Source organism: Conexibacter woesei DSM 14684 (assembly GCF_000025265.1).
Taxonomy (GTDB): domain Bacteria; phylum Actinomycetota; class Thermoleophilia; order Solirubrobacterales; family Solirubrobacteraceae; genus Conexibacter; species Conexibacter woesei.
Genome location: NC_013739.1, coordinates 5,676,099 through 5,694,488 on the forward strand (window position 1 = coordinate 5,676,099; position 18,390 = coordinate 5,694,488).

Annotated in this window: 17 protein-coding genes and 2 tRNA genes; 12 read left to right on the forward strand and 7 right to left on the reverse strand. The window is 72.6% G+C overall.

Going from position 1 to position 18,390, the window contains the following annotated elements; translation table 11 throughout:
- Positions 1-5 precede the first annotated feature (5 nt).
- Positions 6-1,418 (reverse strand): hypothetical protein, encoded by a 1,413-nt coding sequence (locus CWOE_RS33980; protein ID WP_012936767.1) that lies wholly within the window; start codon positions 1,416-1,418, stop codon positions 6-8.
- 148 nt (positions 1,419-1,566) lie between these two features.
- On the opposite strand from CWOE_RS33980, the gene CWOE_RS31550 reads away from it, so the two are divergent.
- The 3 genes from CWOE_RS31550 to CWOE_RS26660 are packed head-to-tail and all read left to right on the forward strand — an operon-like array spanning position 1,567 to position 5,013.
- Positions 1,567-2,697, forward strand: a complete 1,131-nt coding sequence (locus CWOE_RS31550; protein WP_012936768.1) for a glycosyltransferase family 4 protein — start codon at positions 1,567-1,569, stop codon at positions 2,695-2,697.
- Positions 2,698-2,737: 40 nt separating this feature from the next.
- Positions 2,738-3,856 carry a GNAT family N-acetyltransferase gene (locus CWOE_RS31555; protein ID WP_160165569.1) on the forward strand — a complete coding sequence of 373 codons (1,119 nt, stop codon included), beginning with the start codon at positions 2,738-2,740 and terminating at the stop codon, positions 3,854-3,856.
- On the forward strand, positions 3,853-5,013 hold the full coding sequence (locus CWOE_RS26660; RefSeq protein ID WP_012936770.1) for a GNAT family N-acetyltransferase: 1,161 nt from the start codon (positions 3,853-3,855) through the stop codon (positions 5,011-5,013). The genes CWOE_RS31555 and CWOE_RS26660 overlap by 4 nt, the downstream gene beginning before the upstream one ends.
- Here the strand turns inward: CWOE_RS26660 and CWOE_RS26665 are convergent.
- Genes CWOE_RS26665 through CWOE_RS26675 form a run of 3 tightly spaced genes read right to left on the reverse strand, consistent with a single transcriptional unit; the run spans position 4,992 to position 8,240 of the window.
- Entirely contained in the window at positions 4,992-6,161 is a 1,170-nt protein-coding gene (locus CWOE_RS26665; protein ID WP_012936771.1) for a GNAT family N-acetyltransferase, read from the reverse strand. The genes CWOE_RS26660 and CWOE_RS26665 overlap by 22 nt on opposite strands.
- A gap of 28 nt (positions 6,162-6,189) precedes the next feature.
- On the reverse strand, positions 6,190-7,119 hold the full coding sequence (locus CWOE_RS26670) for an NAD-dependent epimerase/dehydratase family protein (protein WP_012936772.1): 930 nt from the start codon (positions 7,117-7,119) through the stop codon (positions 6,190-6,192).
- A gap of 56 nt (positions 7,120-7,175) precedes the next feature.
- Positions 7,176-8,240: a GNAT family N-acetyltransferase gene (locus tag CWOE_RS26675; protein ID WP_012936773.1), complete on the reverse strand. Its 1,065-nt coding sequence runs from the start codon at positions 8,238-8,240 to the stop codon at positions 7,176-7,178.
- 183 nt (positions 8,241-8,423) lie between these two features.
- On the opposite strand from CWOE_RS26675, the gene nadE reads away from it, so the two are divergent.
- From nadE to CWOE_RS26705, 6 genes are all read left to right on the forward strand, one after another.
- Positions 8,424-9,401: an NAD(+) synthase gene (gene nadE / locus CWOE_RS26680; RefSeq protein ID WP_012936774.1), complete on the forward strand. Its 978-nt coding sequence runs from the start codon at positions 8,424-8,426 to the stop codon at positions 9,399-9,401.
- Between the two features lies 1 nt (position 9,402).
- Positions 9,403-11,376: an asparagine synthase (glutamine-hydrolyzing) gene (gene asnB / locus CWOE_RS26685; protein ID WP_012936775.1), complete on the forward strand. Its 1,974-nt coding sequence runs from the start codon at positions 9,403-9,405 to the stop codon at positions 11,374-11,376.
- Entirely contained in the window at positions 11,373-11,645 is a 273-nt protein-coding gene (locus CWOE_RS26690; protein ID WP_012936776.1) for an acyl carrier protein, read from the forward strand. The genes asnB and CWOE_RS26690 overlap by 4 nt, the downstream gene beginning before the upstream one ends.
- Complete coding sequence (locus tag CWOE_RS26695) at positions 11,642-13,207, forward strand: class I adenylate-forming enzyme family protein (RefSeq protein ID WP_012936777.1); 1,566 nt, start codon at positions 11,642-11,644, stop codon at positions 13,205-13,207. The genes CWOE_RS26690 and CWOE_RS26695 overlap by 4 nt, the downstream gene beginning before the upstream one ends.
- 14 nt (positions 13,208-13,221) lie before the next feature.
- Positions 13,222-13,293 (forward strand) — tRNA-Val (locus tag CWOE_RS26700).
- A 2-nt stretch (positions 13,294-13,295) separates the two neighbouring features.
- Positions 13,296-13,604 carry a TMEM198/TM7SF3 family protein gene (locus CWOE_RS26705; protein WP_148261182.1) on the forward strand — a complete coding sequence of 103 codons (309 nt, stop codon included), beginning with the start codon at positions 13,296-13,298 and terminating at the stop codon, positions 13,602-13,604.
- A 173-nt stretch (positions 13,605-13,777) separates the two neighbouring features.
- Here the strand turns inward: CWOE_RS26705 and CWOE_RS26710 are convergent, their stop codons facing one another.
- On the reverse strand, positions 13,778-14,608 hold the full coding sequence (locus CWOE_RS26710; RefSeq protein ID WP_012936779.1) for a hypothetical protein: 831 nt from the start codon (positions 14,606-14,608) through the stop codon (positions 13,778-13,780).
- Between the two features lie 78 nt (positions 14,609-14,686).
- On the opposite strand from CWOE_RS26710, the gene CWOE_RS26715 reads away from it, so the two are divergent.
- The 3 genes from CWOE_RS26715 (at position 14,687) to CWOE_RS26725 (ending at position 17,029) form a co-directional block, all read left to right on the forward strand.
- A complete protein-coding gene (locus CWOE_RS26715; RefSeq protein WP_012936780.1) occupies positions 14,687-15,364 on the forward strand; it encodes a sterol desaturase family protein in 678 nt (225 codons plus the stop codon).
- Positions 15,365-15,438: 74 nt separating this feature from the next.
- Positions 15,439-15,666: a hypothetical protein gene (locus CWOE_RS26720; RefSeq protein ID WP_012936781.1), complete on the forward strand. Its 228-nt coding sequence runs from the start codon at positions 15,439-15,441 to the stop codon at positions 15,664-15,666.
- A gap of 265 nt (positions 15,667-15,931) precedes the next feature.
- A complete protein-coding gene (locus CWOE_RS26725) occupies positions 15,932-17,029 on the forward strand; it encodes a winged helix DNA-binding domain-containing protein (RefSeq protein ID WP_012936782.1) in 1,098 nt (365 codons plus the stop codon).
- 15 nt (positions 17,030-17,044) lie between these two features.
- Here CWOE_RS26725 and CWOE_RS26730 read toward each other — a convergent pair.
- Both CWOE_RS26730 and CWOE_RS26735 read right to left on the reverse strand, forming a co-directional pair.
- Positions 17,045-17,133 (reverse strand) — tRNA-Ser (locus CWOE_RS26730).
- A gap of 57 nt (positions 17,134-17,190) precedes the next feature.
- Positions 17,191-18,390 (reverse strand): aminopeptidase, encoded by a 1,200-nt coding sequence (locus CWOE_RS26735; protein ID WP_012936783.1) that lies wholly within the window; start codon positions 18,388-18,390, stop codon positions 17,191-17,193.

Consider the following 18,390-nt stretch of genomic DNA (forward strand, 5'->3'; position numbering starts at 1 on the left):
GTCGATCAGGAGAACGGTGTGTAGCGCACGTTCGCGACCCACAGCTTGCCGGCGTTCCCGCCGTAGTGGCCGACGCCGAACGTCCAGCCCATCGCCTTGGCGTAGCGGACGCCGACCGGATACTCGTCGTTGTACCAGGTGTCCAGCAGTCTGCCGTCGACGTGGTACTCGACGCGGTCGCCGGCGTAGATCTTCGCCGTGACGTTGAACCAGCGGCCGAGCGGCGCGGGCACAGCCGCCGGCTGATGGCCTCTGCGCGGCTTGACGGCCGGCTGGTGCCACAGGTCGACCGCGAGGATCGGATGGGTGGCGGCGACGCCGAAGTCGTAGGCGGAGCGGTTGTAGACGCCTGCACGCCCCTTCACGCCCTCCGTGCTCCAGATCGAGAGCGCGGACTGCATGTCGGAGCCGAATCCGGCGAAGCTGGCGCCGGCGTCGTCGCTGTAGTCCTCCTTGAACTGGAAGATGTTGACCGGCCCGCGGTCGTTCATCCTGTAGTCGGCGGGGAGGTAGTACCAGGCGGAGTAGGAGCCGCTGCCTCTGTCGACGACGCGGTCCAGTCTGCGACCGGCGTCGTCGCTGCGGCGGGCGTTGTTGGCGTCCCAGCCCTTGTAGAGCTTGGAGTGGACCTTGCCGGCGGCGATCTGCGCGGCGGTGAGCTCGAAGCGGGCGACGTTCGCCGAGCCGTTCGGCGGCGCGGGCACGCTCTCCTGCGCGGCGGGCGCGACGTAGAAGGTCCCGCCGTCGCCGCGGTTGAAGCTCGACCACTCGCGGAAGTTGCCGTCACCGAACGTCGACGTCCAGGCCGGCTGGGGCTCAGGAGTGGGTGTGGGGTCCGGCCTCGGGGTCGGCGTGGGAGTGGGCTCCGGCGTCGTGGGCGTCGTCGGGGTGGTGGGCGTCGTCGGGGTGGTGGGCGTCGTCGGCGTGGTGGGCGTGGTGGGCGTGGTGGGCGTGGTGGGCGTCGTCGGCGGCGTCGGGGTGGTGGGTCTCGTCGGCGTCGTCGGTCTCGTCGGCGCCGGTCTCGGCTTGCGCGGCTGGCGGCGCTTCTGCTCTGCCTTCCCCCCACGGACGTACACGACGCGCGACGCGGAGCCGCGGCGGCCGTCGGCGGCGGAGGCCCGGACGGCGACCACGTGGCGGCCGCGATCGAGCCGCAGCGTCGCCGTCCGCGTCCGCCCGACCGCGGTGCTCTGCGCGACGGGCTTGCCATCGACCCACCAGCGCAGCACGGACACGCGCGTCGACGTCGACGCGACCGCGCCGACCGGCGTCGCTTCGATGTCGACCCGGACCTTCGCCTCAGCAGCATCCGCCGACGACAAACCGACGGCGACGACCGCGGTCAGTGCGACGACGAGCGAGATGCGACCAAGCAGAAGCGTGCCGAGCGCAGACGCGCGGCGTGGGGTGAACGACATTGAAGCCTCCAGGAGCCAAGAGCCAGGGAGCAGAGTGAGGTGACCGACAGTCGGTCTTTCGGCCCGGCTCACGGCCCTGTCCACTCCTGCGCCGCTCCCTGGACGTTCGTAGGAGTCAGCCGCCCGAGTTCCCCCGTAAACTCGACGCATGCTGGCGGTCGACACATCGGCTCCGCCGCGGTTCACCGTCGCGCTGGCGAGCGCCGGCCGCTCCGGCGACGTGGGCCAGTGGTCCGGTACTCCATACGCACTCACGCAGGGGCTGCGCGCGACCGGCGCGACGGTCGTGGCGCTCGACGTCGTCGTGCCGGGCCCGCTGCAGACGCTGCTCGACCGCCGGCTCGAGCTGCGGCACGCGATGACGCGCCCGCTCTCGGCGCTCGCCAGCCAGCGGCTGCGCAGGCTCCCGGTCGACGGCATCTGCCAGCTGGGCTCGGAGTTCCAGCTCGACACCAAGCTCCCGCTCGTCACGTTCGACGACATGACCGTCGCCCAGGCGACGAGCGCCGGCTGGGACGCCACCGAGACAGCCGGCTCGCGGCTGCTCACGCGCTGGCGCGAGCGGCAGGGGAACCTGTATCGCTCCGCGACGGTCTGCGGGGCGTTCAGCCGCTGGACAGCCGCGTCGATCGTCGAGGACTACGGCATCGACCCCGCCCGCGTGGAGGTCTTCGGCTGGGGCCGCAACCACGAGCCGGCGGCGAACGGCGAGCGCGACTGGCAGCAGCCGCGCTTCCTGTTCGTCGGCGTCGACTGGCAGCGCAAGAACGGCGACGCGGTCGTGCGCGCGTTCGGTCGTCTGCGCGAGAGCGTCCCCGACGCCCGGCTCGACGTCGTCGGCGGCCACCCGCCGATCGACGCCCAGGGGGTCGTCGGGCACGGCGTGCTCGAGCTGCGGCGGCCCGAGGAGCGCGCGCGGCTGAGCGCCCTGTTCGCCGCGGCGACGTGCTTCGTGATGCCGTCGTGGAACGAGCCCGGCGGGATTGCGTACGCCGAGGCGGCCGCCGCGGGGCTGCCGCTGATCGGGACGACCGCAGGCGGGGCGAGCGAGATGGTCCGCCCCGAGTGCGGCTTCGTCGTCGATCCGCGTGACGAGCAGGCGCTGCTGACCGCGATGCGCACGCTCTCGGATCCCGAGGTCGCCGCAGCGACCGGGCGGGCCGCCCGCGCGCGCGCCGAGCTGTTCACCTGGCCCGCCGTCGCCGAACGCGTCCTCCGCGCGCTCGGCGCGCCCGAGTGGAAGGGGCGGCCGTGGAGCCCGTTTCTCGGCGAGGGCTGATCGGAGAGTTGGCGCCTCGGCGTCCGCGAGAATCATGGCGATGACGACACGGATGATTCGGCTCGATCGTTTGACGGATGCGCAGCGCGGCGCCTGGAGGGAGCTGGCGGCCAACGCGGCGGAGCCGAATCCGTTCTTCGAGCAGCAGCTGCTCGAACCCGCGTGGCGCAACCTCAGACCGCGTGGGCTCGCGCTGCTCGTCGCCGAGGACTCGGCCGGCTGGTCCGCATGCCTGCCCGTGCAGCACGTGCGCTGGCCCGCCTACGCCATGACCGGCTGGAACCACCCGTATGCGTTTCTGTCGACGCCCCTGCTGCGCGGAGAGGACCCTGCTCGCGCCGCCGAGCAGCTGGTCGCCCCGTTCCGCGGCCGGCGCACCGCGTTGCTCTCGCTGCGGCTCGTCGGCTGCGGCCCCGCCGGAACGGCGCTGCGCGCCGCTGCCCGCGGCAGCGGGCTCACGTGTGCGTGGGGGCGCGAGATCGACCGTGCCGCCGCCTGGCGGCACGACGGCGAGCCGCGTGTTCCGCTCAGCGCACGCCGCCGGGCGAAGCTGAGAAAGCAGGGTCAGCGCCTCTCCGAGCTGCTCGGCGCCGAGCTGAGGGTCGACGAGCGCGCCGGCGACGCGGCGGCGCTCGAGCGGTTCCTCGCGCTCGAAGCCGCCGGTTGGAAGGGCGAGCAGCAGACCGCGCTCGCCGCGAACCGCGCACACCGCGCCTTCTTCCTCGAGATGGCCACCGGGCTGGCAGCCGAGGGCCGGCTCCGCCTGTCCACGCTCTCGGCGGGCGACGACGTGCTCGCGATGAGCTGCAACCTGCGCTCCGGCGACGCGATGTTCGGCTTCAAGTCGGCGTTCGACGAGCGCTATCGCAGATACGCTCCAGGCATCCAGCTGATGTTCGAGACCGTGCGCGCATTCCATGCGGAGGGAGACGTGCGGCTGTTCGACTCGTGCAGCGAGTCCGACAGCAGCCTGCCGAACGAGGTGTACGGCGAGCGGATCGCGCTGACGAGCTTCGTGCTCGCCGCCCGTGGCGCGCCCGCGGAGCTGACGCGCAGCACGCTGCAGGCCGGGATCGCGGCACGCGCCCGGCTCCGGTTCGCGCGCGCCGCGGCACAGGCCCGCGCCCGCGCCGACCGAACGCAGGTGCCGTCGCAGTGACCTCCGCGCCGCTCCAGGCCGAGACGTTCGACACGATGGCGGCGCTCGCGCGGCTGATCCCCGAATGGGACGCGTTGGCAGACGCGGCCGGCCGGCCGGCGTGCCTGCCGGCGTGGCAGCTGGCGTGGTGGCGTGAGCTCGCGCCGCCGGGCTCCCTGCTGCGGGTCGTCGCCGTCCGCGCGGACGGGCAGCTCGTCGGGCTGGTCCCGTTCTTCCTGGAGCAGCGGCTCGGGCGCAGCTCGCACCGGCTGCTCGGCGCGGCGGTGACCCACCGGACCGAACCGCTCGTCCACCCCGGCGTCGCGGCCGCGGACGTCGCCGCGCTCGCCGTCGCCGAGCTGGAGCGGTGCGACCCCGCCGCCGACGTCGTGCGGCTGGAGGGAATCGCCGCCGACGGCCCGTGGCCGGCGGCGTTCGATGCCGCCTGGCCGGCGCTCGGAGCGCCGTGGCGCCTGGTCGAGCAGCAACAGCTCGCCCCCTCCGTCGACCTCTCGTTCGACGACCTCGACGCATGGCTGGCGTCCAAGAGCAGCAACTTCCGCCAGCAGACGCGCCGCTTCCGCCGCCGACTCGAGAAGGAAGGCGGCACGGTGCGGATGAGCAGCGAGCAGGAGGTCGCGGGCGACCTCGCCGCGATGCTGCAGCTCCATCACCAGCGGTGGGCCGGGCGCGGTGGCTCGTCGCTGCCGGCGGCCACCGAGGCGATGGTGCGGACGGCGGCCGAGCAGCTGCTGCCGGCAGGACGGCTCCGACTGTGGGTCGTCGAGCTCGACGGCCGGCCGATCGGCGTCCAGCTGTTCCTCGCCGCCGGCGGGAACGTGCTGTATTGGAACGGCGGGTTCGACGAGAGCGCGAGCCACCTCAAGCCCGCGCTGCTCGGCATCGTCGCCGGGATCGAGGACAGCCTCCTGCGCGACGAGCGGCTGCTCGACCTCGGCGGTGGCGACCAGGACTACAAGCTGCGGCTTGCGGACGGCGCGACGCCGCTGACGTGGACGTCGCTCGTCCCGCGCAACCGTCGCTACGCCGCCAACCGGCTCGCGCTCGCGCCGGAGGCGCTTTCGCTCACCGGGCGCCGGCTGGCGGAGCAGCTTCCCGACCCGCTCCAGCAGCCGCTGCGCAGGGTCGTCCGGCGCTACTCCGGGCGGCGCGCCTGACGTGACAGCCGCTGCTTCGCCTCGCGCAGCTGCGTGAAGCGCTGCTCGGGCAGCGCCCGCAGCGCGCCGTCGCGGACGCGGCTGCGCAGCAGCGCCGGCGCGGTCGCCGCGAGCGCGCGCGGCATCCCGCCGCCGGGCGGCACGAGGACGTCCCAGATCGCCGGATCGTTGCCGTCGGCGAACACGCGCTTGTAGCCGAGCGCTCCCCAGCCCAGGTGCAGCCGCCGCTCGCCACGCGCGAACGCGTCCTCGATCATGTGCAACGTCACGAGCTGCACGGGCGCGAAGCGTCTGTACTCCTCGTCCCAGCCCGTGTTGATGTCGACGATCTCGCCGCCGGCGACGAGCGAGAGATCGGCGCCGATCGGCCGCCCGTCGAGCTCGACGATGAACAGCCGCATCCGCTCCTCCTCGCCGGTCGGCCTGCCGGCGATGTCCAGCAACAGCCGCGGCAGGCGCTCGCCGAGCGCGAGCAGCCGTGAGTCGTCGCGGCCGCGCCAGCGCGCAGCGTGGAGGGAGATGAACGCGGCGACGTCTTCCGCCCGCGACTCGGGCGTGCTGAGCCGGATCACGCCGCCCGCGCTCGCGAACGCACGCGCACGCCGCCGGACCGACTTGCGGAACCCCGCGCTGCGGCCGGCCAGCCACTCGTCGTAGGTGCCGCTCAACACGAGGGTGGCCGTCTCCTCGTAGCGCAGCCGGCCGGTCAGCGGGCGCATCCGCCCCGGCCACCCGTCGGCGAACGCCTCCGCCCACGGCTTGCTCGCCGACAGCGGCGCGAGCGCCACGACCTCAGGCCGCGGGTGCGCCGCAGCGAGCGCCGCTCCGGTCGCGGCAGCGACGTCCCAGATCCGGTCGGCCGCCGCCAGCAGCGCGACGTTGGAGGAGAAGTCGTCGGCCATCAGCCGGTAGGTCGCCGGTCTCTGCCCGGCGATCACGTAGAACGGCGCGAGCCCGATCAGCGCGCTCCCGTCGCGCACCGCCACGACGCGCGGCGAGGCCCCGGCCGGCGCGACGTGACGCCACCACGCGAGCATCCAGGCCGGCGAGCAGATCGGCTCGGCGCAGGCGACGCAGAGGGCGTCCCATTCGCCTCGCAGCGCCTCCAGCGCCGCCGGATCCTCGATCAGCTCGGTCGTGACGCTCATCGACGAGGGCCGGCGAGCACGTTCGGCCTCAGTGCGACGTCGCGTCGACGTGGGCGAGCGTGCGACGCAGCCCCTCGTCGAGGTCGACCTCGGGCCCCCATCCGAGCTGCGAGCGAGCGCGACTGGGATCGAGGCAGCTGCGCGCGACCTCGCCCTGCCGCGCCGGGCTGTGCGTCGGCGTGAGCCCTGCACCCCCGCCGACGCCGTTGAGGTGGTCGACGAGGTCGAGCACCGACGTCTCGACGCCGCTGCCGATGTTGAACGCTCCGCCCAGCTCCGACGACGCCGCCAGCAGGTTCGCGCGCACGACGTCGCCGACGAAGACGTAGTCGCGGGTCTGCTCACCGTCGCCGAAGATCGTCGGCGTCGCGCCAGTCGCCAGCGCACCGCAGAAGATCGCGACGACGCCGCCCTCCCCCAGCGGGTCCTGCCGCGGCCCGTAGACGTTCGAGTAGCGCAGCGCGATCGTCGACAGACCGTGGAGCGCCGAGAAGACGCCGAGGTAGCCCTCCGCCGCGTGCTTGGAGGCGCCGTACGGCGCCAGCGGCCGCAGCGGCGCGTCCTCGCCCGTCGGCAGCACGTCGGCGTCCCCGTAGATCGCACCGCCGGTCGAGGAGAAGACGACCCGGCGCGCGCCGGCCGCACGTGCCGCGTTCAGCACGTTGACCGTGCCCTCGACGTTCACGCGCAGGTCCTGCGCGGGGTCCTCGACCGACCGTCGCACGTCGATCTGCGCTGCGAGGTGGAAGACGACCTCGGGCCGCTCGTGCGCGAACGCGGCGTTCAGCGCGGCGGTGTCGAGGACGTCCAGCTCGTGGAGGCGCGCATCCGCGGCCAGGTTCTCCCGTCGCCCGGTCGAGAGGTCGTCGACGACCGCGACGGCATGCCCCGCGGCGAGCAGGCCGTCGACCAGGTTCGACCCGATGAAGCCGGCACCGCCGGTGACGATCGCTCTCACAGGCGCGTCAGCCTACCAACGCGTGCGCGCGCACCGCGCGTCGCACGCCGGCCTGTTCACCACCACTCGCCGTCGAGCCGGCTGAGCAGCGAAGCACGCGTGGGGATCGCCGCGCCGAGCTCGCGGTCGCGCGTGTGCCAGACGAAGCGATCGCCGTAGCCGAGGACGATCACGCGCGCCCGCAGCGCCTCGTCGAACGACCGCTCTGCGCGCCCGCTGAGCGCCACGCTGCCACGCTCGCGGGCGTCCTCGAAGAGCGCGGCGAGGACGGCGGCGGCGTGCCGCTCCGACGCGACCAGCTGCACGACTCTTCCGCACCCGCCGGGGTTCAGCAGGTAGGCGAACCAGCCCAGCGGGCGCTCGCCCGCGAAGACGATCCGGCGCACGACCGTCGCCGCGGCTCTCTGTTCGAGCGCGGGGAAGACCCAGTCGAGGAAGGCGGCGTCGTAGTCGAGCCGCAGCGACCAACCGCCGACGATCGCGTCGAGGTGCGGCATCAGCGCGGCGGCGGTCAGCTGCTCGGTGCGCGTCGCGAGCGCGTTCGGCTCCGCCCGTCCCGTGATGCGGGTGCCGGCGGCGTGGAACGGGATCGCTCCGACCGGCGTCAGCTGGCGGTCGACCGACTGCCCCGACAGCCGCCGCCTGGCGAGGTCGGCGATCCAGCTGGCGGGCCGGAACACCTGCATCCACTCGAACGAGCGGTAGGCGTCGTCGCCGCCGCCGAGATGGGCCCACATGCGGGCGACGGCGTCCGTCGCGGTGTCGGAGAACGTCAGGTCCTGGGGCTGACCGAAGAGCTGCCGCAGCAGCCGCAGTCCGGTCGGTCCGCTGCGGTGCTGCCGGTCGACGACGAAGTGCGAGCAGACGGCGGCGCGCAGGCGGCGGTCCCCGAACCGGATCCGGCGGACGTGCGCGGCGATCAGACCGACCACACGCTCGTCGTCGTCGACTGCGACGAGCGACGGGATCTCCGGATCCACCCACGGGTGATCCAGCATCACAGACTGCATGAACGTCGTCTGCCGCTCCCGCGAAACCCTCGCGTAGGAGGGAAACTCGGAGCGGGCAAGCGAGACGACCTGCGGCATGTCGTCCTGCGTGATCGCGCGAATCCTGACCATCAGACCTCGGGGGCTCGAGCTCGGTTCGAGCAGCAAAGGTACAGGGCGCAGGCGGGATTGAAAGCAGTGTGACCGCGTCCGCGCGCGTCACGCTATGGCGCAAGGACGGTAATGTCGACAGCAATGACACGGCACGTTGGGAGCCCCCCCACCGTCGAAAGCACAGCAAACAGGAGCGGGACCGTGACCGAGGAAGACGCGAACGGGCCGTTCACGCTCGATGCTGCGACGACGAGCGAACTGCTGGCGAACAGCCTGCGCGACGCGGTGCGCGACCTCGGACGGCGCGGCGCGGTCGTCGCGATCTCGGGCGGCATCGACTCGAGCGTCGCGGCCGCGCTGGCGGTCAAGGCGCTCGGCACGCGGCACGTGCAGTGCCTGCGGCTGCCGGAGCGCGACATCGGCCAGGGCGCGTCCGACCTCGGGCTGGAGCTGGCCGAGGCGCTCGGCGCGAGATCGATCGAGGAGTCGATCACGGGCGCGCTCGACGGGCTCGGCTGCTACCGGCGGCGCGACGAGGCGATCCGGCTCGTCTTCCCCGACTACCAGCCCGACTGGAAGCACAAGGTCGTGCGCTCGCCCCCGAGCGGCGCGATCATCACCTTCTCGCTCGTCGTCGAGCGGCCCGACGGCGAGACGCTGCGCGCGCCGATGGGCGCCGAGGCGTACCGCGGGCTGATCGCCGCGACGAACATGAAGCAGCGCGTCCGCAAGCTGCTCGAGTACACCTGGGCCGACCAGCTCGGCTACGCGGTCATCGGCACGCCGAACCTGCTCGAGTACGACCAGGGCTTCTTCGTCAAGGGCGGCGACGGCCTCGCCGACGTCAAGCCGATCGCCGGGCTCTACAAGACGCAGGTGTACGCGCTCGCGCGCGCACTCGGCGTGCCGGCGTCGATCACCGACCGCACGCCGACGACCGAGACGTTCAGCCTCGCGCAGACGCAGGAGGAGTTCTACTTCGGGCATCCGTACGAGCGGATGGACCTGTTGCTGTGGAACCACACCAACGGCGTGCCCGCGGCGGAGGCGGCGCCCGCGGCCGGCATCCCGGTCGAGGCCGTCGAGGCCGCGTACTGGGAGATCGAGCGCCGGCGCGAGGCGACGCGCTACCTCCACGCCGAGCCCGTCCTGCTCGAAGTCGCCGCACAGAAGCACTGACATGTGCGGGATCGCCGGCGTCGTCTGGGAGGACCCTGAGGCCGATGTCGGCGAAGCGGCGTTGCGGCGGATGGCCGCGGCGCTGCGCCACCGCGGGCCCGACGGCTTCGGCCTCGCCCGCACGCCCGGCGCCGGCTTCGTCTCGACGCGGCTCGCGATCTTCGACATACCCGGCGGCTGGCAGCCGATGCGGACCGGTCCGGACGGGTCCCTGATCGTCTACAACGGCGAGGTCTACAACCACCCCGAGCTGCGCGCCGGCCTCGAGCGCGACAGCCGCCGCTTCGCGACGGGCACCGACACCGAGGTCGTGATGCGGCTGCTCGAACGCGACGGCCCCGCGGCGCTCGAGCTGCTCAACGGCCAGTTCGCGCTCGCGTGGTGGGAGCCGGAGCCGCGCCGCCTCACGCTCGTGCGCGACCGCTTCGGCGTGCGACCGCTGCACTGGGCGCCGCTGCCGGGCGGCGGCATCGCGTTCGGCTCGGAGGCGAAGGCGCTGTTCGCCTCCGGCGAGGTCGCGCCCGCGCCCGACCTCGCCGGCCTCGACGACGTCTTCACGCTGTGGGGCGCACGGCCGCCGCGCAGCGTCTTTGCCGGCGTCCACCAGGTGCCGCCGGGCGGGCTGGTCGTGTGGGAGCGCGGCCGCGTCGTCGCGGAGCGCCGCTGGTGGCGACCCGACTACGCGCCGCGCGACACCGAGCCCGAGCAGCTCGAGCAGCTGCTGGAGGACAGCGTGCGGCTGCGGCTGCGCGCCGACGTGCCGGTCGGCTGCTACCTCTCGGGCGGTCTCGACTCCAGCCTGATCACCGCGCTCGCCCAGCGCGTCAGCGACCACCAGCTGCGGACGTTCTCGGTCGCCTTCCGCGACCCGCGCTACGACGAGCGCGGCTTCCAGCAGCAGGTCGCGGCGCAGCTCGGGACGCAGCACCACGCGATCGAGATCGGGCCACGCGAGGTCTCCGACGCGTTCGCCGACGTCGTCTGGCACTGCGAGACGCCGATCGTCCGGACCGCGCCCGTCCCGCTCGGGCTGCTCGCACGGCTCGCACGCGAGCACGACATCACGGTCGTCGCGACCGGTGAGGGCGCTGACGAGCTGTACTGGGGCTACGACCTCTTCAAGGAGACCGCGCTGCGCGACCTGTACGCGAGCGAGCCGGAGCGCGCGCGAGAGCTGCTCGACGGGCTCTACCCGTACCTCGAGGGGTCCGCGGCGCAGCGCGGACCGGCGTGGAGCCGCTTCTTCTTCGAGGCCGGCGCGGTCGACGACCCGCTCTTCTCGCACCAGCCGCGGATCGCGGCGACCGGCGTCGTGAAGGCGTTCTACCGCCCGGAGGTCGCGGCCGAGCTGGCCGCGCAGGACCCGCTCGCGCAGCTGCGCGACAGCCTGCCGGCGGAGTTCGGACGCTGGAGCAGACTGGAGCGCGCCGCCTACCTCGAGGTCACGACGCTGCTGTCGCCGTACCTGCTCGCCGCGCAGGGCGACCGCGTCGCGATGGCGCACGGCGTCGAGGGCCGCTACCCGTTCCTCGACCACCGCGTCTTCGAGCACGCCGTCGCGCTGCCGCCCGCGCGCAAGCTCGACGGGCTGCGCGAGAAGGCCGAGCTGAAGCAGCTCGCGGGACGGCTGCTGCCGGCCGGCATCGCCGAGCGCACCAAGCAGCCGTACCGCGCGCCCGAGGTGGCGCCGTTCTTCGGCGAGGGCGCGCCGGAGTGGGTCGAGGAGCGGCTCTCGCCCACGGCGATCGAGGAGGTCGGGATCTTCGAGTCCCAGCGCGTGCAGGCGCTGCTGGCGCGCTGCCGCGCCGGCCGCGCGAACAGCTTCCGCGAAGGGATGGCGCTCGTCGGGGTCCTCTCGACGCAGGTCTGGCACGCGCGCTACTGCAGTTCCGGCGTCGCCTATCCGATGGAACGGGGGGAACCGCGGGTCTCGATCGACATCAGTGTGGAATCGCGAACGGAGACGAATGCATGACGGGCACCCAAGAGAGCAGCGCCACCGTGCGCAGCCAGCTGAAGAGCTACATCGACGAGGCGTTCCTCTACCTCCATCCCGGACTCGAGCTGAACGACGGCGACAGCTTCCTCGAGCTGGGCGTGATCGACTCGCTCGGCTTCGTCGAGCTGGTCGAAGAGGTGCAGCAGCGCTACGGGATCAGCGTGAGCGACGTTGACATAACCGAGGAGAACTTCGGCTCGATCGACGCGCTCGTGGCGTTCATCGAGGCCAAGCGCGCCGCATGACCTGGCGGCGGCTGCTCGACGACGACGTGCGGGCCGCCGCGGCGGCACGGCCGCACGACGCCGCCGTCGTCGCCACGACGCCGCTGACCTACGCGCAGCTCGACCGCGCCGCCGACGGCTTCGCCGCCGCTCTCCGCGCACGCGGGCTCGCACGCGGTGACCGCGTCGCGATCGTGATGGCGAACGCGAGCGAGACGGTCGCCTCGCTCTACGGCTGCTGGCGCGCCGGCGCCGCGGTCGTCCCGCTGAACCCGTCGATCAAGGCCGACAAGCTCGGCCGCGTGCTGGCGCACTGCGAGGCGAGCGCCGTCGTCTGCGACGAGCCGCTCGCCGCGACCGCCGAGGCCGCCCGCGCGCACGCGCCGAGCGTCCGCGCCGTCGTCGCGGTCCCCCGCAGCGGCGCGTTCGAGACGCTGTTCGCGGGCGAGGGAGCGGGCGGCGGCGGCGCGCCCCTGAGCGAGGAGCTTGCGCTCGTGCTCTACACCTCCGGCTCCACCGGCGAGCCGAAGGGCGCGATGCTGACGCACGCGAACGTGCGCTTCGCCGTCGACTCGATCGTCGAGTACCTCGAGCTGACGGCGGAGGACCGCGTCCTGTCGGTGCTGCCGCTGTCGTTCGGCTACGGCCTCTCGCAGCTGCTGACGTGCGTCCGCGCCGGTGCGACGCTCGTGCTCGAACGCGGCTTCGCGTTCCCGGGCCGGGTCGTCGAGCTGTTCGAGCGCGAGCGCGTGACCGGCTTCGCCGCCGTGCCGACGATCTTCCAGGTGCTGACGTCGCTGTCCGGGCTCGCCGAGCGCGAGCTGCCGCACCTGCGCTTCCTGACGAACGCCGGCGCCGGGCTCTCCAGCGAGGCGCTCGCCGCCGTCCGGCGCACGTTCGCGGGCGCCCGGCTCTACTCGATGTACGGCCAGACCGAGTGCATCCGCATCAGCTACCTGCCGCCGGACCAGCTCGACGTCCGTCCCGACTCTGTCGGCGTCGCGATCCCCGGGACGGAGGTGTGGATCGAGGACGAGCACGGGCGCGAGGTCCCGCACGGGGAGGTCGGCGAGCTGATGGTGCGCGGCGCGCACGTGATGCAGGGGTACTGGCAGGCGGACGCGCTGACCGCCGACCGGCTGCGCCCGGGACGCTGGCCGTGGGAGCGCGTGATGGCGACCGGCGATCTCTTCCGCCGCGACGAGGAGGGCTTCCTCTACTTCGTCAGCCGCCGCGACGACATCATCAAGTCCCGCGGCGAGAAGGTCGCGCCGCGCGAGGTCGAGGAGGTGCTGATCGCCGCGAGCGGCGTGGCGGCAGCGATCGTCGCGGGCGTCCCCGACAGACTGCTCGGCCAGGCCGTCTGCGCGTTCGTGATCGCCGACGACGGCGCGGAGCTGGACCCCGTCGCGCTGCGGCGGCACTGCGCGATGCGGCTGGAGGACTACATGGTCCCCCAGCACGTCGTCGTGCGCGAGGACGTGCCGACGACGCCGAACGGCAAGGTCGACCGCCGCGCGCTCGTGCGCGAGTACCTCGCCGCCGTGACGCCCGAGGACACGTCGCACTCGCCGCGCGTCTAGAATGTCGCCCACCCGGACGCGTAGCTCAGTGGGAGAGCGCTCGCTTCACACGCGAGAGGTCGGTGGTTCGAAACCACCCGCGTCCATGATGTCCGAGCGTCCAACGCGTCGAGCTGGATCGGTTCGGCAGCGCGAAGGCGCCGCGCCGCAGAGAGCGGAGCCGGCGTCGGCTGCCCCGTCTCCGCGGCGGCCGGCCGCGACCGACCCGCCGCCGCCGCTCCGGTGGCACGACCTGCTGTCGCTGCGCATCTGGATTCGCGCGCTCCTGCTCGGCGTCGTCGCCGGCGGCGTCGCGTTCCTGCTGTGGAAGCCGCTCGCAGGCCCGGTCGCGGGCGTCGTCATCGCGTTCACGATCCTCGCGTCCGCGAGCCCGGATTCGACCAGCCGCTCGTCGTAGGCCTCCGGCGGCGCACCGTCTGCGCACACGGCGCACGGCGCCCCGCAAACCTTCGCCATCTGGCCAAGGAGACCGGCGCGGCGCTGCCGCATCATGCTTTCCATCTCCTCCTCTGAAGGGCCGGGTCACGGAAACGGGGCCCGGCCCTTCGTCTTTTCGTCGCGGCTTCGGCGCTACTCCTCCGAGCCCGTCACCGACGGCGGGAACTCCGGCCCGAACGGCGGTGCGGTGCCGCAGCCGAGGCGCGAATCTATCGTCTGCGACGGGATCCCCCGGAAGCTGAACTGGCTGCGGGTGATCACGAGCGCGCCCGGCGGACAGGTCATCGCCTCGATGAACCCGCGCTTGACCGTGCGGCCTCGCTCTCTCGTGGTCACGGTCATGCCGCCGACCTTCGCCTTGAACTGTCTCAGCGACGTGACCATGCCGTCGGTCAGCTCCTGCAGGCCCTCCGGGATCGGCAGCGTGAGCCGGAAGCCGTAGTTGCGGTTGCCGCGCAGCTGCTCGAATCTCGCGTCGATCATCTGGCGGATCAAGACGGGGTTGTCGCAGGAGAAATAGAACAGCATCGATCTGCCGCGCGGCCCGTTGTAGACGTCCATCCGCAGTCTCGCCGTCACCGAGATCGCGGTCCCGAACGCGTAGCCGCTGCCGATCTTCGAGCCGCGCGGACAGGCGCTCGGTCTGCCGCGCATCCGCTCCAGTCTGCGCGGGTCGCAGCTCGGGAAGTAGGCGCCGTTCACGCGCGCGCCGTGCGTGAACTCCATGACGATTCTCGTCGCGGTGGCGGGGAAGCGCCCGTCGATGTCGTCGCCGACGACGCGGCCCTCCATCGTGAGCGCGACGTTCTGCGGCGTCGTCGGGAAGCCAGTGATCGCGGGCGTGACCGCGCCGCTGATCGCGACCGCGGTTCTGGCGCTCGCCGGAGCGGCGGTCGCGATCAGGGCGCACGCCGTTGCGAGCACGAGTGGGCGGGCCGGCCCGCCGCTTCGGAAAACACGCATGTACCGAGCGTAACTGAACCCCCCCGTTCAGTGGGACTTCCCGTCAGGCTGCGGACGCTGCGATATCTTGCGTAACGCATGGCGACTTATCCGCGGCGCGAAGATCTGAGCGGGATGAAGCGGTCGGAGGTCCTGAAGGCATCTCCCCGCATGTTCGAGTCGAACCTGCTCGACAGGCTCTCGCGCGTGCACTGGAGCGTCCCCCCGCTGCTTTTCGGCCCGGCGATCGTGATCGCGCTGGTCGTCTCCTTCGGCGAGATGGCCGTCTGGCAGGTCCCGCTGTTCGCACTCGGCGGCTACCTCTTCTGGACGCTGACCGAGTACTGGCTGCACCGGATCGTCTTCCACTTCGAGCCCGAAGAGGGCATCGGTGCGCGCCTGCACTGGATCATCCACGGCGTCCACCACGACCATCCGAACGACCCGTTGCGGCTCGTGATGCCGCCGTCGGTCAGCGTGCCGCTGGCGGCGCTGTTCTTCTGCCTGTTCGTGCTGGTGCTCGGCACGCCGAACGCGTACGCGGCGTCCGCGGGCTTCTGGGCCGGCTACCTCGCCTACGACATGCTGCACTACTACGTGCACCACCTTCCGGGCGGTCGCAAGCCGACGGCGTGGGTCCCGCGCAAGCTGCACGAGCTGCACATGCGCCACCACTTCAAGGAGCACGACAGAGGCTACGGCGTGAGCGCCCCGTTCTGGGACCACGTCTTCGGCACCGCGACGGGCACTTCTCGGCGAGACAGCGCCGAGCGATGACGTCTGTCGTACGGCAGACGCCATCGGTTGTGATTTCGCCGGTCTGAGCGCCATTCACGCTCTAGCGTGGATGCGTGCACACGACGACCGTCCGCTTCCCGGGCGAGACCTGGAGGCTGCTGAAAGAGGTGTGCGAGCGCGACGGCATCGCCACCGCGCAGTACATCCGCGAGGCGACGATCGCGCGCCTCGCACAGAGTGCGCACACCCCGCAGACCGAGCGGCTCGACCGCGAGATGGTCGAGCTGCGCGCGCGGGTCGAACGGATCGAGCGCGCGCTCCAGCGCCGCATCCCACGGTGACCGATACGGCTCACGGCGCCGCCCACGCCATCGCCATTGGCGACGCTCCAGAACTCGGATAGCGTCGCCGGCGTCGGTGCTCACAGTGGAGGCGAGCCACACGGCGACGCCACGCCCCGCCGGTTCCCCCACGGCGGGTGGCATGCGAGCGCCCGACACGCCGCGACGTGGCGCCTCGGCTCCAACTCCCCCACGCGGAGCCGGGGCGCCAGCGGTCGCCCGCCGACGTGACCCTGACGCCGGCTCCTCGGTCAAGCTCTCCCGCATGCCGATGCTCACGCAGCGCCAGCTCAACCGAGCGACCCTGGCCCGTCAGCTGCTGCTGGAGCGCGTCGACCGGCCCATCGCAGAGACGGTCGAGCTGCTCGGCGGCATGCAGGCTCAGACGACGCACACGTGGTACGTCGGGCTGTGGTGCCGGCTCGACCCGTTCTCCCCGGACACGGTCGGCCGGATGCTGACCGACCGCGAGCTGGTGCGGATCGGCCTGCAGCGCTCGACGATCCACCTCGTGACCGCCGACGATGCGCTGCGGATGCGACCGCTGCTCGACCCGGTGCTGGCAAAGCCGCTCAGCAGCTTCGCGCGCAACCTCGACGGGATCGACCGCGACGCCGTGACCGAAGCCGCGCGCGGGATTCTCGAAGCCGAGCCGCTGACCTGGGCCGCGCTCGGCCGCCGGCTCGAGCAGCAGTGGCCGGGACGCGACCCCGCCTCGCTCGCGCAGATCGCCCGCGCGCGCCTCGCACTCGTCCAGCTGCCACCGCGCGGCGTCTGGGGCGCGAGCGGTCAGGCGCTGCACACCACGGTCGAGAGATGGCTCGGGCGCCCGCTCGACCCCAGACCGTCGGTCGAGCGCCTGTTCCTGCGCTACCTCGCGGCGTTCGGCCCGGCGAGCGCGATGGACGCGCAGGCGTGGTGCGGCCTGACGCGTCTGAAAGCCGTCGCGGACGAGCTGCGCGACCAGCTCGTCACGTTCACCGACGCGGCCGGTCGCGAGCTGTTCGACCTTCCCGGCGCGCCACGGCCCGATCCCGACACGCCCGTTCCCGTCCGCTTCCTCTACGACTACGACAACCTGCTGCTCTCGCACGCCGACCGCAGCCGCTTCAGCAGCGACGTCCCGCTCGGCGACGCGTTCGCCGGCCTGCCGCCGCAGAAGTCCCCCGGCGCGCTGCTCGTCGACGGCGTCGTGCGCGGCTCGTGGCTGTTCGAACGCGAGCGCGACGCCGCCGCGCTGACCGTCCGGACCGCCGGCCTGTCGAGAGCCGCGAGCCGAGATGTCGTCGAGGAAGGCGAGGCGCTGCTGCACTTCCTCGCGCCGGAGAGGGCAGACCGCCGCGTGCTGATCGTTCCGTCCTAGGCACGCGGCGCGAAGCGGAGAGAGAGGGATTCGAACCCTCGGACCGAGTTACCCCGGTCACACGATTTCCAGTCGTGCCCGTTCAGCCGCTCCGGCACCTCTCCGTGCATGTGTTACGGCGACGGTGAAGGGTACAGGCAGCGCACTCGCCGCGCAGGCAGCTAGAGCTGCCAGGCGCCGCCGCGGAGCACCGGCACGCGCTCACCCGCTGCCGTGATGCCGGTCACGGCGACGTCGTCGCCGCCGATCATGAAGTCGATGTGGATCAGGCTGTCGTTGACGCGCTCGACGTCGTCGGGGCCGACGGCGAAGTCGAAGCCGCGGCCGAGCGCGATGTGGCTGGCCGCGTTCTCGTCGAGCAGGGTGTCGTAGAAGACGGTCCCGAGCGGGCCGATGCGGCCGTCGCGATCGACCAGCGCCAGCTCGCCGAGGCGCGCGCCGCCCTCATCGTGGCGGGTCATCTCACGCAGCGTGTCGGCGCCCTGCTCGGCGTCGATCGCGACCGCTCTCCCGCCCTCGAAGCGCACCGTCAGACCGCGGATCGTGGCGCCGCCGACCAGCAGCGGCTTCGTCGACCGCACGACGCCGTCCGCGCGTGCCGGGTCCGGGGTCGTGAAGACCTCCTCGGACGGCAGGTTCGGCGCGTGCGGGATCCCGTCGGCCGTCTCGAACGCTGCGCTGATCCATCTGGAGCTGGGCAGCAGCCCGACGGTCAGGTCCGTCCCCGGTCCCTCGAAGTGGATCGCGTCGAAACGGGCCGCGGTGAGCCGCTCGGTCACGCCGACGAGCGTCGCCATCCGCTCGCGCCACGCGGCGACCGGGTCGTCCTCGTCGAGCCGGCAGACGTGGACGATCTCCTCCCACAGCTTCGCGAGCGCCGCCTCCGGCTCGAGGTCCGGGTGGACGAGCGCGGCCCAGCCCGGCGTCGGGCACGGGCCGATCGTCCAGTTCGTCGTGCGCTCGTTGACGACGGTGCCGGCCTCGCGCAGCGCCTGGGACTTGTCGCGCCCGACGCGTGCCGGGTCGAGGTCCTCCATCAGCCCCGGCTCGACCGGACCCGTCAGCGCGATCCGCGCGGCGCGCGCGTCGCCGAGTCTGAGGATCCGCTCGCCGAACCAGGCGGGGACGGTCTCCAACGCCTCGTCGCTGCCGAACTCGATCCGCGCGTGGCGGACGTGGATGTCGCTGTAGGTGACCTCGACGTAGGAGGCACCGTGTCTGTAGGCGCTGGTCGCGACAGCGCGCGTCAGCGGCTCCTTGCCGATCTCCGAGCTGACCGCGACGATCTGGCCGCGCTGGACGTTCGCACCGAAGCCGACGAGCAGGTCCGCGAGGCGCTGGAGCGTCGTGGCGTCGGACAT

Coding starts and splice junctions, on each gene's coding strand:
- CWOE_RS26665 (WP_012936771.1), bottom strand. CDS start 6,161: ATGAGCGTCACGACCGAGCTGATCGAGGATCCGGCGGCGCTGGAGGCG.
- CWOE_RS26710 (WP_012936779.1), bottom strand. CDS start 14,608: ATGCGTGTTTTCCGAAGCGGCGGGCCGGCCCGCCCACTCGTGCTCGCA.
- CWOE_RS31555 (WP_160165569.1), top strand. CDS start 2,738: ATGACGACACGGATGATTCGGCTCGATCGTTTGACGGATGCGCAGCGC.
- CWOE_RS26705 (WP_148261182.1), top strand. CDS start 13,296: ATGTCCGAGCGTCCAACGCGTCGAGCTGGATCGGTTCGGCAGCGCGAA.
- CWOE_RS31550 (WP_012936768.1), top strand. CDS start 1,567: ATGCTGGCGGTCGACACATCGGCTCCGCCGCGGTTCACCGTCGCGCTG.
- CWOE_RS33980 (WP_012936767.1), bottom strand. CDS start 1,418: ATGTCGTTCACCCCACGCCGCGCGTCTGCGCTCGGCACGCTTCTGCTT.
- CWOE_RS26725 (WP_012936782.1), top strand. CDS start 15,932: ATGCCGATGCTCACGCAGCGCCAGCTCAACCGAGCGACCCTGGCCCGT.
- CWOE_RS26675 (WP_012936773.1), bottom strand. CDS start 8,240: ATGGTCAGGATTCGCGCGATCACGCAGGACGACATGCCGCAGGTCGTC.
- CWOE_RS26695 (WP_012936777.1), top strand. CDS start 11,642: ATGACCTGGCGGCGGCTGCTCGACGACGACGTGCGGGCCGCCGCGGCG.
- CWOE_RS26715 (WP_012936780.1), top strand. CDS start 14,687: ATGGCGACTTATCCGCGGCGCGAAGATCTGAGCGGGATGAAGCGGTCG.
- CWOE_RS26735 (WP_012936783.1), bottom strand. CDS start 18,390: ATGTCCGACGCCACGACGCTCCAGCGCCTCGCGGACCTGCTCGTCGGC.
- asnB (WP_012936775.1), top strand. CDS start 9,403: ATGTGCGGGATCGCCGGCGTCGTCTGGGAGGACCCTGAGGCCGATGTC.
- CWOE_RS26690 (WP_012936776.1), top strand. CDS start 11,373: ATGACGGGCACCCAAGAGAGCAGCGCCACCGTGCGCAGCCAGCTGAAG.